Source organism: Weissella oryzae SG25 (genome assembly GCF_000691805.2).
In the GTDB taxonomy this organism is placed as follows: domain Bacteria; phylum Bacillota; class Bacilli; order Lactobacillales; family Lactobacillaceae; genus Weissella; species Weissella oryzae.
Map to the genome: position 1 here is coordinate 90,445 of NZ_DF820488.1, position 14,503 is coordinate 104,947.

At 37.4% G+C, this 14,503-nt stretch carries 13 protein-coding genes; 2 read left to right on the forward strand and 11 right to left on the reverse strand.

The window, feature by feature from the left end; all coding sequences use genetic code 11:
• Positions 1–73: 73 nt before the first annotated feature.
• The 7 genes from TT13_RS04555 to citC form a co-directional block, all read right to left on the reverse strand.
• Complete coding sequence (locus tag TT13_RS04555) at positions 74–865, reverse strand: alpha/beta fold hydrolase (RefSeq protein ID WP_027698899.1); 792 nt, start codon at positions 863–865, stop codon at positions 74–76.
• Complete coding sequence (gene citG, locus TT13_RS04560) at positions 865–1,716, reverse strand: triphosphoribosyl-dephospho-CoA synthase CitG (protein ID WP_027698900.1); 852 nt, start codon at positions 1,714–1,716, stop codon at positions 865–867. Before citG ends, TT13_RS04555 begins: the two co-directional genes overlap by 1 nt.
• 2 nt (positions 1,717–1,718) lie before the next feature.
• A complete protein-coding gene (citX, locus tag TT13_RS04565) occupies positions 1,719–2,258 on the reverse strand; it encodes a citrate lyase holo-[acyl-carrier protein] synthase (protein WP_027698901.1) in 540 nt (179 codons plus the stop codon).
• Positions 2,259–2,325: 67 nt separating this feature from the next.
• Complete coding sequence (gene citF, locus TT13_RS04570) at positions 2,326–3,864, reverse strand: citrate lyase subunit alpha (RefSeq protein ID WP_027698902.1); 1,539 nt, start codon at positions 3,862–3,864, stop codon at positions 2,326–2,328.
• Complete coding sequence (gene citE / locus TT13_RS04575) at positions 3,854–4,765, reverse strand: citrate (pro-3S)-lyase subunit beta (protein WP_027698903.1); 912 nt, start codon at positions 4,763–4,765, stop codon at positions 3,854–3,856. The genes citF and citE overlap by 11 nt, the downstream gene beginning before the upstream one ends.
• Entirely contained in the window at positions 4,765–5,058 is a 294-nt protein-coding gene (gene citD, locus TT13_RS04580) for a citrate lyase acyl carrier protein (RefSeq protein WP_027698904.1), read from the reverse strand. The genes citE and citD overlap by 1 nt, the downstream gene beginning before the upstream one ends.
• Positions 5,048–6,100, reverse strand: coding sequence for a [citrate (pro-3S)-lyase] ligase (gene citC / locus TT13_RS04585; protein ID WP_045476634.1), 1,053 nt, complete (start codon positions 6,098–6,100; stop codon positions 5,048–5,050). Before citC ends, citD begins: the two co-directional genes overlap by 11 nt.
• Positions 6,101–6,318: 218 nt before the next feature.
• On the opposite strand from citC, the gene TT13_RS04590 reads away from it, so the two are divergent.
• A complete protein-coding gene (locus tag TT13_RS04590) occupies positions 6,319–7,251 on the forward strand; it encodes a sugar-binding transcriptional regulator (RefSeq protein ID WP_027698906.1) in 933 nt (310 codons plus the stop codon).
• A gap of 39 nt (positions 7,252–7,290) precedes the next feature.
• On the opposite strand, the gene TT13_RS04595 is transcribed toward TT13_RS04590, so the two are convergent.
• The 4 genes from TT13_RS04595 to TT13_RS04610 all read right to left on the reverse strand — a co-directional run bounded on the left by TT13_RS04595 (position 7,291) and on the right by TT13_RS04610 (position 12,820).
• A complete protein-coding gene (locus TT13_RS04595; protein ID WP_027698907.1) occupies positions 7,291–8,307 on the reverse strand; it encodes an AEC family transporter in 1,017 nt (338 codons plus the stop codon).
• 11 nt (positions 8,308–8,318) lie between these two features.
• Entirely contained in the window at positions 8,319–9,473 is a 1,155-nt protein-coding gene (locus TT13_RS04600; protein ID WP_027698908.1) for an NAD(P)-dependent malic enzyme, read from the reverse strand.
• Between the two features lie 585 nt (positions 9,474–10,058).
• Complete coding sequence (locus TT13_RS04605) at positions 10,059–10,955, reverse strand: metal ABC transporter solute-binding protein, Zn/Mn family (RefSeq protein ID WP_027698909.1); 897 nt, start codon at positions 10,953–10,955, stop codon at positions 10,059–10,061.
• 359 nt (positions 10,956–11,314) lie between these two features.
• Complete coding sequence (locus tag TT13_RS04610; protein ID WP_145912344.1) at positions 11,315–12,820, reverse strand: ArnT family glycosyltransferase; 1,506 nt, start codon at positions 12,818–12,820, stop codon at positions 11,315–11,317.
• Between the two features lie 133 nt (positions 12,821–12,953).
• On the opposite strand from TT13_RS04610, the gene TT13_RS04615 reads away from it, so the two are divergent.
• Complete coding sequence (locus tag TT13_RS04615) at positions 12,954–14,186, forward strand: hypothetical protein (RefSeq protein WP_027698911.1); 1,233 nt, start codon at positions 12,954–12,956, stop codon at positions 14,184–14,186.
• Positions 14,187–14,503: the final 317 nt, after the last annotated feature.

Consider the following 14,503-nt stretch of genomic DNA (forward strand, 5'->3'; position numbering starts at 1 on the left):
AAATAATAACTAATCCAAGCAAATTCTTATCTACAGTAACGAAAATTATAGTTACTTCAAAAACATTAGGCCACTAACTATTTTGTAACCAATGCCCGACAACTTCATTAAATTCCTGACTCGCTTCCAAATGTGCTAAATGCCCAACCCGCTCGAAAATATAGCTTTCACCATAACCATCCTGTACTAACGCCTTGCAAAAGGCAGTGTGGTCAGATGACCAAATTGGCGAGTTAGCTCCTGCCAAAAAAAGTTGTGGGATTTGAGCATAGCGTAAAACATCGCGCCAATCCTGGCGCAAATTATCAAGCAAGAGTGGTTTATTTTGTAGGAAATCAAATGGTTGTTCCTCTTGTGCTTGGCGTAACTTTTCATGCAAATCCGTATCGACAGCACCAACCGTATATTTTAGATTAGCAATCCGATTTACATCGGCCGCTAACCGTGCTTCGGTTATATGTAAGGCCCCAAATCGCCAGTTATCGTCATCTAATCCATAAGGTGATTGGTCAATACTAACAACACCTCGGACGTTTTGTGTTCCAAATAATGACAGATAGGACCAAATAACCCCGGCGCCCATTGAACTACCAATCATAACTACCTGGCTTAGTTTTAATCTCTCGATTAAATTAGCTAAATCCATACTCAATCTTGCGATTCGCAATCCACGATTTGTTCGGGCTGATTGCCCATGGTTCCGATAGTCCATCGTTATTGTTCGATAACCCGCCGCATTAAAAAAGTTTTTCTGTTTTGCCCACTCAATTGAATTACCGCCAAAACCACTAAGGAAAATTAATGGTATTCCCTGACCACTATCTGCATAGTAAAGTCGCACGTTATCATTAGTCTTAAAGAACACTAAATAACCTCCTCAAGGAGGGCCAAATAAGTCGTTAAAATTAAAAGGTCAGCCGAACCACCCAAACTCAAATTGCGCTCAATAAATACCTGATCAAGCTTTTCTAAAAATTCCATCCCGACTTTTGTCTTACTACCACCAAGTTTAAAGTATTGGTCAATTTGTGGTTTAAGCCAGTCAATAACTGTTGGCGTACCCGCCCGTTTAATTAAATTAGAGTCTTCTGTGCCACTCGCAATAAATAGCAGCGTATCTAATAATCGTTGGTTTCGCGTTCCAGTCGCTTTACGTAAAAAAGGCAAGCCTAATTCAGCCACCGTCGGAAAACCAGCCTCGGCTTCACCACGAATCCCCATCTTACCAAACTTGAGGAATTGTCGCTCACCGGCCGTTTGTTGACCGACCTGCTTCGCACTGAGCTTTGCAAAATCTGTCTGCGTAAGGTTAATCAACATTTCCTTAACCGTAGTTAAAATCCCGGCCGTGCTTTGCCGGTTGTACCGATGCTCATAGCCGGTTGCCGCCAGTAAAATTCCCAATGAGAAAATCGCTCCCTTGTGGGTATTTACTCCGTTAGTCGCTTGGAACATAGTTTCTTCGGCAGTTTTCCCAGCCACTCTAAGGGTTTGAAAAATTGATACTAAATCATCTGTATCAGCTTTTAATCCAATTTGATAAGCTTGCTCAAAATAAGGCTGTAAACTAACTGCGCTATCAATAAAAGTGAACACATCCATATCTGTATGCGCCCCTTGGCTAACTGGATCAACCAAACCCGGTTTCGGATTAACCGTCACCTCATATAAAACAGCTCGTAATGCCATTTGCACCGTTGATGTCATCTTATCCATTCTTATTCTCCAAAATACGCTGTTACTAGCTTATCAATTGCTGCTGTAATTTCAGCCTTACTATGCCTTTGCAGACGTGCACATTCTTTGGCCGGCAAATCACATATAAAACACTGCCTAACTGGTAAGTTCAGCTTAGTTCGTGATATTTGTCCGGCAGCTTGCGCCTGTTTACTCATCACATCAACGTCAAACAACCGACCAAGTGGCCAGGCTTGTTCAAACTCAACACTCGCAACCTTCGCTGCCCGCAAACCTGCTAAAACCACAATAAAGCCCTCTGGACCAGTTTCTCGCTGTAAAAATAACTTTGTTGATTGGCTCTGTTGGTCGAACTTTTTCAGTAGTTTATTCCAACCTTCCGTAAAAATCTGTTCGATTACTTGGTTGTTCTTAACCTTACCGGGGATGTTTAGTTTGACTGCTAAAATCGTTGCCGCTGGATATTGTTCCATTAACGCAGTTTGAAATTGTGCCCGCCAGTCCTTATTTGCCAAAATTGATGTTATATCTTGTTCAATTCCACTCGCAAATACTTGCATCCTCATCACCTCTTTTATGTATGAAAGCACACGTTTTTATCACGTGTGCTTTCTAAACTACTTAAAATTAATCTTTAACTTCATTAATAACATCAATAATTGTACCATCACGGTATTCCACCATTGCTACAACTCGATCAGTAAATTCGAGTGGCGTTGGTGTGCCAACTTTATGTTCCGCCATGGCTTGAAGTTCCTCGATTGTATAAACCGGTACGCCTGGAATATTGCTCAATTCATTTAGCAAATCTTGACGCTTAGGGTTAATTGCAATTCCAACCTCAGTTACCAAGACATCAATTGAATCACCAGGTGTTACCACCGTGGTTACATCTGGAACAATCGTTGCAATCCGGCCACGCACCAAGGGTGCCGAAATAATTGTCAACTTGGCAGTTGCAGCATCTTGGTGACCACCAATCGCACCACGAATCACGCCATCTGAACCAGACATAACGTTGACGTTATATTTGGTATCAATTTCTAAGGCTGATAAGATTACAACATCAAGCTTATCAACCATTGCCCCCTTGTTGGCTGGGTCAGCATACCAAGAAGCGTCAATTTCTTGTTGGTTTTTGTTCAAGTGCATTGAATCAGCAGCGCCACGATCGAAATCTTGCACATCCATAACTTTTTCAACTAAGCCTTCATCCAAAAGATCAATTGTGGGTTTTGTGATTCCCCCCAAAGCGAATGATGCCTTGATTTGATTATCCAACATTGATTGGCGCAAGAAACGCGTAACTGCTAATGCAGCCCCACCAGAACCAGTCTGGAATGAGAAGCCATCTTTGAAGTAACTAGAATTTGTGATAACTTCATTAACCGTCTTGGCAATCTTTAATTCTTTTGGATCCTTGGTGAAACGAGTTGCACCAGAACCAATTTTATCTGGATTACCAACAGCATCAACCTTTACAACGTAATCAACTTGCGTTTGCTTAATTGAAGCAGGTGTATTGGGGTAAGGCTTTAAGTTGTCAGTGATTAGCACTACTTTATCGGCGTATTGAGCATCCATTAAGGCATAGCCCAAAGAACCAAAAGCAGTTTCGCCATCCATTCCATTAGCATTTCCCATTTCATCAGCATTAGGTACACCTAAGAAGGCAATATCAATCTTGATTTCGCCACTTTCAATCGCGCGTGCACGGTTTCCATGTGAACGGAATACTACAGGGTTCGCCAAGGCACCATGTGAAACAGCCTCACCTAAAGTACCACGCATCCCAGATGAAGTAATATTTGTAACCGTACCTTTTTCAATTGCTTCAACAACGATGTCATTCATTACATTGGTCAATGAGGATGGGGCCAAGGCAAGATCTTTATAACCAGCATCAATGATAATCCGCATTACTTGGTTAAAAACATAATCACCTTCACGGAAATGATGATGAAATGAGATTGTCATACCATCTTGTAAGTTTTCATGAATCAAGGTCTCTAGTGAATCAACTACCTTGCTTGGTCCTACGCTTGCGCGCACCTTAGGCGCAACCCGTTGAATCTCTCGATTACCATATTCAACCGTCTTAAAAGGTTGGTAGTTCAATTGTTCCATTAATTCGTCTGGTAATTGACGCGCTACATTATTTTCCAAGATAATTTCCCTCCTCATCAACAAGGTTTGCTGCTTTAGCTAAACGCATCACACGTTGTGCGCGTAACACAACTGGTCGATCAACCATTTGACCATTCATTGAAATAACACCAGAGCCCTTTTGACGGGCTTCTTCGATTGCTTCAATTACGTTTTGTGCATTTAGAATCTCTTTTTCACTTGGTTGGTAAACCTTGTTTACCATCTCAATCTGACGTGGGTTTACTAGTGACTTACCGTCAAAGCCAAGTTGATGGATCAACTCTGTTTCACGATAGAAACCAGCTTCATCATCCATATTGGTAAAGACTGTATCGAAAGCTGCAATTCCAGCGGCCCGCGCTGCATGCAAAATTACATTCCGTGCGTATAATAATTCTTGACCATCAGGATAACGGTGGGTCTTCATATCGGTTGTATAGTCTTCAGCTGATAGTGCGATTCCAATCATCCGATCTGATGCACTGGCAATCTCATAGGCATTCACAACTCCCAAGGCTGATTCAATTGCTGCCATTACTTTGGTTGAACCAACTTCACGACCAAACTCTTTTTCAGCCTTTTCAACTGCCACAACCAACTGCTTAATCATCGCTGCAGATTCAGTTTTTGGCAGGCGAATTACATCAACGTTTGCCTTAACCATCATCTTAATGTCATTTTCGAAAAATGGTGTATCAAGCCCATTGACGCGGACTACTAACTCAGCGTCACCATAATCAACCGTCTGTAAAGCTTCGTAAATTAGGTAGCGAGCTGCATCTTTTTCGGCCAAAGACACAGCGTCCTCTAAATCAAACATGATTGAGTCAGCACCGTAAATTCCAGCATCCTTAATCATCGCCGGATTATTACCAGGTACGAACATCATTGTACGACGTAAACGTTCTTCTGTAGCCATTAGAGTACCTCCCAAGTTGGTTGATCTACAATATCCAAGGCTCGTTGTACTGCTGCAATGGTTCGTGCCTTGATTACCATATCAAGAGCCCCTTTATCAACAACTTGAATATTTGCTTGCTCAATATCATAGCTTTGCAAAACTTCCATAATTGTCGCCTTAATTTGGGCACCAAATTGTTTTTTAACATCAGACTCTAAGTCAATCTGAATTCCTTTATCGCCTTTTGTTATCATCACTTGTAAATCTGATGATTCCAGGGTACCTGCTAAGGCAGTTTGCTTAATTTCCATCAATTTTTTGTCCTTCCTTAATTCGTTCCAATAAAATTGTTTGGTGCTGCTTAATAAATGAATATGTACTCGATGGTACCAAAGCTTGGGTTGCCTCAATATCGCCTTGTGCAATCATTTCCCTAACTATTCGAGCCGAATAAACTTCGCCATCTGGCTGACGTTTACGGTCGATAATCTCTACATTGATTTCACTAGCTAATTCGCGTTGTAAAACCTGATTATAGATATTAGTTGTGTGCGATAATGGCTCACTGCCTAAATAACGTTTATTAATTCTTAAAGCGGGGACAATCCAATTACCAAATATTCTTGCATCCAAGGTCGTTTGATAGTCAATTACCTGGTCTTGGCTTTTAATAAAGTAAGCCGGAAACGTTGCATAGCTAACCATATAAGCACCACCAGATAAAACAACTACATTCTCCAAGTCCTTAGTGCCAGCCTTAACCAAGCCTAATCTTTCTTGGCTAGAAAAAAGGGCCTGATTCTCACTAACTACAAAAACATAGACTAAATCATTTTCCTTGGCAGCTTTCTCAACCAAGTACCGATGTCCTAGTGTAAACGGATTAGCATTCATTACAATTGCGGCAACTTTTTTGTCTGAAGGTCGCGGCTTTTTTATTTGTGCTAAATAATCTTGGATTGCCGGACTACCAACTTCTAGCAATGCCCCATTTGTTGATTGGGCCAGTAGCGTAAAGCCTACATGCTCAAAAGATTGAATGTATTGCGGTTTTGTGAAAACAAAGGCATGATAAATTCCCCTTTGCCTTAAACGGTTAATTAACTCACTTACAATTTGGTTAAATAAACTAGCACTATTGGCTGATTCACTTGAAGCAGCAATATATTTAAGGACATTGCCAGCCAAAGATCCTGTAGCAACCAAATGATTATCAGCAAATATACCGATTACCTCATCAATTGGTAATAATTCACTATCATCAAAACTATCAATACCCATCTTTATAAGAAAACTTTGCCAATCTTTCCTCACACGGGGTATTCGCAAAAATAAATCTTGTATTTGTTCCATCGCGGACCCTCTTTAATAAGAATCAATTAATAACAGTTCTCATTTTAGTGCTCAATTTAACAAAAGTAAAGTATATTTTTGAAATTTATAAAAATATTCTTGTTGTTTTTTACAAAAATAAACTGTTTTTTTAATCAAAAATCGTAAAAGCAAAATATATTTTTAAATTTTTAAAACAAGTGCTATAATTTTAAAAAACATTTGATTGGAGTTTAACGATGGAAAACCGCGAACTTCTTGCCAATATCTCACAAGATTTTTACTTTAATGAATTAACCATTGGCGACCTCGCTGATAAATACCAGCTGAGTCGCTACCTAGTTAATAAATATTTAGATGATGCCAGAAAATATGGCATTGTTACCATCAATATCGCTACACCAACTGCGCGCGACAATGAATTAGAACAGCAATTTAAAGAGATTTTTAGTATTCCCAACATTTACGTTGTGAAAGAAAATGAGCTTGTCGAAGGCAGTCATGAAAACTTTATTAAATTTGCGGCCGAAAAAATTGAAGCTGCAATTAAGGATAGCTCAATTGTTGGAACAACCTGGGGTGGAACAATCTTTAACTTAATCGAACACTTCAATGACTTAAGTCTCCCCCAGTTAGCCTTCACTCAATTTGTTGGTGAAAATCGTAAATATAACTCAGCTGCTGGTTCAATGCGCATGGTTGAGAAAGTTGCCAATAAATTTTCAGCTAGATACGTTACTCTATCTGGACCCCTATATATTATTAATGACACTGTGCGCCGTGGTTTAAAAAATGAAATCTCTTCTTTAGAGGCATTTGAGAACAGTCGCCAAATGGATCTAATTTTTTCCAGTCTAGGAACATTGGCATCAATCAATTCGATTGATACTTGGCGTCAAAATATCAATGATATCTTCCCAGACATTAACTTCGGTGATATTGCCGGCTTGGCATATGGTCGGGCTTATGATGTTCATGGCCACTTCTTAAACCATGATCACGATCGAGTTTTTGGCCAAGATCTCGAAACAATTTTGGCTACCCCCAAGCGGATCGTTGTGGTTAAAAGTAAGTTTAAAACACAAGCTACATTAGGCGCTTTACGTGGTGGACTATTTACAGACTATATCATTACCGAATCGATTGCGCGTCGTATTTTATCTGAATTATAGAAAAAGGGTCACGACATTTAGTCGCGACCCTTTTTTATTCTAAAGATTTTGCAAAAGCATAATAACTGGAACCACAACCACGAAGAACACCGAAGCAATTGCTACAATGTTTGTGGCAAATTTAACGTCACTATGATATTCATTCGCTAGAATTGGTAAAACAGCAAACGATGGCGTTGCTGCTTGAATAACCAAAGTCTTTTGGAATAATGAGGCCAAGTGAATTCCAAAGACATTTGTTCCAACGGCGATAATGAGCAACATAATAATTGGTGAAACCACAAATCGTCCAATGATTGTAACTACTGTATGGAAATCGATCCGCATTGAACGAAGTCCAAAGTTACTCAACATAATTCCAATGTAAATCAATGAAAGTGGCGTAACTAAGCCACCCATGGCTGGAATTACTCCATTAGTTGTATATGTTGCCGTTGCTGCAGTATATCCTGAAAGGAATGGCAAGCTATTGTAAAGATGCAACAACGTTGAGCTATATACAAATGGCAAAGCAATGATGAATCCCCACAAAGGAATTGGCAATAGGTGCGCTAAATCAAACTTAACTTTGGCGTTCCCCTCACCAACAGTTGGATCATCAGATGCGATAATCCATACACCAAAGGTCCATAATAATGCTGTGTTGACAATATAATAAACCAAAACATATGGTACAGAAACGGCACCAAACAATGCTTGATTCAAAGGCATTCCAATAAAGACCGTGTTTGCGAAATTAATTGCCGCAATCATTAGCCCACGCCGCCCCTTTGGCACTCGCAAAACGCGAACAACACCAAAGGCAATCGCGTAACCAATTAAGATTGAAAAAATAACATAAATAACTCCAGCACCCAGTTTTGCCATCATGGCTGGCTGGAAGTGTGAAATCATCGAGCTAAACACTGATAAAGGCAAAGCAACTCGCATAATCAACTTTGAGAGAGCTCCAGAGAACTTCTCGTCAAACCACCCCTTGTTATTGGCAAAATAGCCAATTGCAATCATCAAAACAATCATTAAGACCGATTGAACTGATGTCCAAAATACTGTCATTTTATTTTCCCCTATTTCAAAACTTTCTTACTGTAGTTTTCCACAGCTGTTGCAACAACATCCACCACACCATCATCAAAGACACCGGGAACGATTTTTTCTTGACTTGGTTGCGTAATCATTGCTGCCAAGCCCTGAGCAACCTGAACCTGTAGCTGCATATCAACCGACTTCAAACCACTTGCTAATAACCCCTTAAACAATCCTGGGAAGGCCAAGATATTATTGACCTGATTAGCCCATTGTGATGAACCAGTTGCTACCACCATGGCACCAGCTGCTTTTGCATCATCTGGGTTAATTTCTGGCACTGGATTGGCTAATGCGAAGATGATTGGCTTAGCTGCCATGCGCTTTACTTGCTCAACCGACAAAACATTGGCATCTGAAAGACCAATAAATACATCTTGATTTGCAATCACTTCGTCTAAGTTTTGACCAGCTTGTTGCGTTACTTGTTCAGCCAAGGCTAATTGATAGCTATTGTAATTAGTCATTCCAGCCTGTACCTTACCATTAATATCAATCAAAGTAATATGCTTGATACCGACGGCGAGTAATAACTTTGCAGTTGCAACTCCAGATGCCCCAACGCCATTCAAAACAATTTTCAAATCCTGCAAAGGCTTGTCAACAACCTTGGCGGCGTTAATTAAACCAGCTAGGACAACAATCGCTGTCCCGGTTTGGTCATCATGATATACCGGAATTGATAACTCTTTTGCTAGGCGCTCCTCAATTTCAAAAACTTTCGGCGCTGCAATATCTTCTAAATGAATACCAGCAAAAGACGTTGCCATATTTTTGACCGTTGTAACAAATTCATCGACGCTGACCTGATTCAAAGCCAAAGGAATTGCATCAACTCCAGCAAATGTCTTATACAAAAGTGCCTTTCCTTCGATAATTGGCAGACTAGCCGCTGGCCCAACATTTCCCAAACCAAGCACTGCTGATCCGTCAGAAATAATTGCAACTAATTTACCACTAACTGTGTACTTATCTTTGTCACTAGGGTTAGCTTCAATCATTTTAGAAAGCTTAGCAACTCCTGGCGTATATGCTTCCCCAAGCTCATCAGGGTTAGTTACATCAAAACTACCCTTGATTTCTAACACACCCTTTTTTGCTGCATGTAATGCTAAAACCTTATCCATATCAACCATGTGATTTTCCTTTCAAGTAAATTCAATTCAATTAATGCTCACTTATTAACAATGAGAATTTTAGTCTATTTTTGATAAAATGTAAAGTGGATATTTTATATTTGTTAAATTGCGTTTAATATTTTTTATATTTTTAAAAATCAAAACGATTTAATATTTTTAAAAATTTATACATCTTCCAATCACAGTAAACTATTTCATACCCTTTAAATTTACCAATGAAGATGCAAGCCGGATGGAACATCTATGTATGTTTAGCATATATGTTTTCTTAGAAGTAACAAAAAACCCCCGAAATTAAAATTCGGAGGTGAAGATGTCATATTAAAAATTTAAATGCTAAGTTAGTGATAGGCTATTCTAACCTTTGATAACATAGACAATTGAAATAGTAAAACTATAGTCATCGCTAGGAAGCACATCTGTATCCTTCTACTAGCAACTTCATGCGAACTTATTAGCACTCAATCACATAAACTATCAACTTAAATATTTAGAATCACTGCCCCTAATAAAGACTACGATATTGATTACCTTAGATGATATTTGGAATATGTCTTACAATTAAATATAGTTTTATCCAAATTATTTAACCGCTTTCAAGACCTGCTTTAATTGATCAATTTGCCAATCTTTGTAATTTTGACCCTTCGGTTTCGTTTCTGTAACATTAATAACTGGTACTTTATGTTCCTTAGCATATTGAACAGCTTGTTTTGCTAAAGTACTCGTATTTTGTGGATTATTAATCACAAATTGAACGCTACCATTGTCTATATCGTTATGCCAATCGGTAATATCCTTAGCAGTTGGGTCATCACCCTCATCAACTGCTTGTTCAAAACTCATTGACAAACTTTCAGCCCCAAGCGCTTGCAAAGTATTATCATAAACAGGTTCTGTTGCAAGATATTTCTTATCCTTTAATGCAGTCTTTGCCTCATTTTGTAAGTCGGTTAATGGCTTTAATGAAGTTAAGTAATTTTGTGCATTCTTTTTAAAATATTCTTTTTTCGCTGGCTTTAGCTCTGTTAGTTCATCGCTAAGTTCATTAACTAGCTTGCTTGGTGTTTCTAATTTATACCACAAATGTTCATTTTGACCTTCTTTATAATTGGTCAAACTAGCAACATTAATACTCTTAGCTTTGGTATTTTGCTTAGCAAATTTAGTACTCCATGTATCATAGCCTCCACCATTAGAAACAATCAGATTCGCACTCGAATATAATTTTGCTACATCAGATGTTGGCTCATAATCATGTGGGTCAACACTAGTATCTTTAACAATTGAATGCACTTCTGCTTGATCTCCAGCCACTGCTTTAGCCATTTCACCGTAAAAATCCAAGCTTGAAACAAGTTGAATTTTATTATTAGTTACTACTTTGCTGGTGTTTTGTGAGATACCTTTATACATAATAATGGCAAGTAACCCCAGTACAATAAACAATGGTAATATAAACTTTATACTTTTCTTCATTTTCCAAAAACCTCATATTAGATAAATTAACTACTACGATTTTCTTTTATTATCTTATTTATCGAATAAATTCAACTGCACAAAAAGGCTTGAAATCTTCAGTCAGTCATATGGTAATAATAAATTTTTCTAGCATAAGTCATCCCCTCTAAATGCTGAGTCGAAACATTAACCGGTTAATATTCAACTGGTTAATTAAATCATTGATTAATCAATCTGTCAAGTTCACAAATAGAAATTAGCTTTATATTTAGTCTTATAAAAAAGTGCTGACCTTGGTCAGCACTTTCTTTCATCCGTCTTTAATTATTATTTGTAAATAAAATTCAGCGAGACCACTTTGTTTAATTGGCACACTTTTATTTCTCAGTAACGACAATGTACTGGCCAAACTCCTTAACGGTCTTATTTGAAGGCACTGATTTTTTTAAATACTTCGGCATAATCATTGGCTTTTTATCAGCATAATTTGCTTGCTTGCTAAAATTATAATTAGTAAACGATTTTATCTGTATAAATTCAAATTGGCCTTCTACAATTTTTACAGTTCTTAAAAATTCTTGTGGCGGTATTTGATCGTAGAATAAAATCAAAGAGTATCTTTGATTCCTTGGTTCAATGATATCAACTTTTCCTTTGAAGCCTTGAACTTTTTTTGCATAAGTAAGGGCCTTATCAAAACCTTGGTTAAAAGTTGCGCTAACACTCGGTTCATTATTGAAAGTTGTGAAATACTTATAAATAAAAATTACATTTGGTAAAGCTAATATGCTGGAAATAAAAACTATCCCCACCTTCTTTGCAAAACCACTCTCTTTTAAGGCAAATTCAAATACATAGTCAACCCCGATTGCAACAAAGGCCAACATTACTAGCCAAATTACATTGTAACGATTTACATTTCCACTAACTGCTATGATAAGTGGAATTGCACTTAAAAGCCAAATAACTGGTAAATATTTTTTTTGTTTGATTGATCGAATGAAACCAATCAAAGCTAAGGGTAGTGATACCACATAACCAATAGATGATTCAACAGTTCCGTTTTGAAGATAACCATCAAATTGTGTGACAACAACTCTTAGATTAGTACCTAAATCGCCGCCAAAAGTTTGACGAATCATTGAAAATTTCTCTACTGAGAAAAAGCCAAAATCAAAAGGTGCTAAGCCAAATAAATTAACAAGAAACCATAATATCATTGGTAGTGCTACTAGTAAGAACACAAAAGCTGCATAAGTAGCTCTTGGAATTGATAAGTTCCCTTTTAAAATCTCAGTTAAGTAGAGTGCTGCAAGCATAAAAGGCAATACTAGTAAAATTGTTGAATATGCATAAATAGCAAGTGCAAAAAAAAGTGCTGCTAGTATATATTTCTTGTATGCAAACAACACCATTGCGCTCAAAATAATTGCTGGAAGTAAATTTGACTCTAATCCTTGGCGCGCTATTGATATTGCCCAAGGATTAAAGGTAATTAATATTAGACCAATCCAAGCAACTTTTTCTGAATAAATTTTTTTCAAAAAAAGAAAAAACAATGGTAATAATGCAGTTCCGGCAATTAGATTAGGTAAACGTTCAAAAAATATATTCAGTGAAAATATTTTGATAAAGGGAATTGCAAGATATTCGTACAAGGCATTCATACCGCTTCCCCAAGCCGCTAAATACCAAGGGAAATGATGCCCCCACATATCAATTTTGTAATTTGCTAAAGTCCAAGCATTATAACCAGTCATAGCCTCATCTGTAGTAATCCCTTGTGGGACGCTACTAAACAAGAAGCAACGTAAACATATTCCAATCCCTAATATTCCAAATATCAAGGCCATTTTTTTCATGTGTAATCTATTCTTATCCATAATAGCTATAGTATATCAAATATTTATCGTGTAAAATGTTTTTGTAAGTCGTTTTAATGCGATATTTATTATTGAAAGGAAATTAGCTAGTTAAGTCATCTAGAGCCATTTAACTTAGTTATTGATTATATAAATGCGAAAAATAAACAGAACCAAGCAATTGTTAATGGGTCTCATCTTAGTAATTTGGTTGATTATGATTGCTGCTCAATGGAATACACTTCCTTTGTCACATCATGCAGATTTATATCATTTTCAACTACCATGGTGGAACTACTTAAGCGAACATGGTTTCAAGGGAATTGCTACGATTAACCAAGACATAAACGGCAATTATGGACCAATTTGGTATTTCATAATTGTCCTTTTTAATAAAATCGGTTTATATCCAGCCCTTACGGTTGAACATTGTATCAAGCTAATGACTAGTATTTTAATTTTAATCTGTAGCCTCGTCGCTATGAGAATTGTTGCAATTAATAGCAAAGACAAGCAGCATTTTAATGATATCCTTGCATTTGCAATTGTCATCTTCAGTCCCACCCTTTTTGGTGATTTATTTAAGACTAATTTACCTGATAGTTTTTATTATCTCTTTGCACTTTTGGCAATTTTATCAGTTATCAAAAAATTGGATTGGCTGGGATGGTTATTCATGGGGGTTGCCATTTCATTTAAAGCAATGGGCATGTACATCTTACCAACCTTGTTTTTTATTTATTTAATACGATTTAACCAGTACAAATTAGTCAATAAACTTGCACCATTGTTTTCAATTATAGGTATGTTTATCTGTGCCATACCTGGTATTGTATTTGGAATGAAGCCACTCGAAGCTCTACTTGGTAACATAATTTCGCGTAGTAGCAAAACGCTCTCAATAAAATTTGGCTTCTGGCGAATCTTTGATGGACAATCTTGGATTTGGTGGCCAACATTAAATAGCTATCAACAACAACAGATGTATGGATTTGGGTTAGCAATTCTCGCAATTGTATTCTTAGGTCTGTATATTCTAATCTATGCCACTAAAAATGAGTCAGACCAATACTTAAGTCTATGGTACCTATTAGTGCTCTCACCCTTACTCTTCTGGTTCTTTTTACCAGCCCAACATGAAACCTATTTTGGTCTGAGTCCCCTACTTTCCTCACTATTGTTTGCGCAATTTCCTAATCGACGTAACCTGGTTATTCTACTTATCGCTAACTTCTTTATATGGGAGGGATACCATGGCTTTCAGCAAATCTTCACACCCATCACTTATTTCTATCTAATCTTGCTTCTTGTTGCTTACCTTATATACGAGATTATTAAGCTTTCGAAAATCAAACGTTTTTTCTTGGCTGGACCAAATCTTGGTTGACTTAGTGGATGTAATTTTGAAAGCACTAAGTTTAGCAATTAAACTTAGTAAAAGGCTAATTGGCCTTTTTTTTTGCAAATAATTTTAAATTTTGTTTCATTAAATGCCCTAACCGATACCTTCCAGATTGGATGTTATCAAGCAAAGCAGCGACGGTTGTTTTTGACACTAAGTTGTTATGTCAGTTTGCTTTATTACCTATGAGAATGAAACAATAGACTTTCGCCTATAAAGCAAAATAGTAAGTTTACCTATAGTAATCACAGGCACCCAAGCATGTGTTAAAACTAATAAACAATTTTAGTTAATTTTTAAAA

Excerpts from the sequence above, each read along its gene's own strand:
- citE (WP_027698903.1), bottom strand. The coding sequence starts at position 4,765 with ATGGCTACAGAAGAACGTTTACGTCGTACAATGATGTTCGTACCTGGT.
- TT13_RS04590 (WP_027698906.1), top strand. The coding sequence starts at position 6,319 with ATGGAAAACCGCGAACTTCTTGCCAATATCTCACAAGATTTTTACTTT.
- TT13_RS04605 (WP_027698909.1), bottom strand. The coding sequence starts at position 10,955 with ATGAAGAAAAGTATAAAGTTTATATTACCATTGTTTATTGTACTGGGG.
- citC (WP_045476634.1), bottom strand. The coding sequence starts at position 6,100 with ATGGAACAAATACAAGATTTATTTTTGCGAATACCCCGTGTGAGGAAA.
- citX (WP_027698901.1), bottom strand. The coding sequence starts at position 2,258 with ATGCAAGTATTTGCGAGTGGAATTGAACAAGATATAACATCAATTTTG.
- TT13_RS04595 (WP_027698907.1), bottom strand. The coding sequence starts at position 8,307 with ATGACAGTATTTTGGACATCAGTTCAATCGGTCTTAATGATTGTTTTG.
- TT13_RS04610 (WP_145912344.1), bottom strand. The coding sequence starts at position 12,820 with ATGGATAAGAATAGATTACACATGAAAAAAATGGCCTTGATATTTGGA.
- citD (WP_027698904.1), bottom strand. The coding sequence starts at position 5,058 with ATGGAAATTAAGCAAACTGCCTTAGCAGGTACCCTGGAATCATCAGAT.
- TT13_RS04600 (WP_027698908.1), bottom strand. The coding sequence starts at position 9,473 with ATGGTTGATATGGATAAGGTTTTAGCATTACATGCAGCAAAAAAGGGT.
- TT13_RS04615 (WP_027698911.1), top strand. The coding sequence starts at position 12,954 with ATGCGAAAAATAAACAGAACCAAGCAATTGTTAATGGGTCTCATCTTA.
- citG (WP_027698900.1), bottom strand. The coding sequence starts at position 1,716 with ATGGATAAGATGACATCAACGGTGCAAATGGCATTACGAGCTGTTTTA.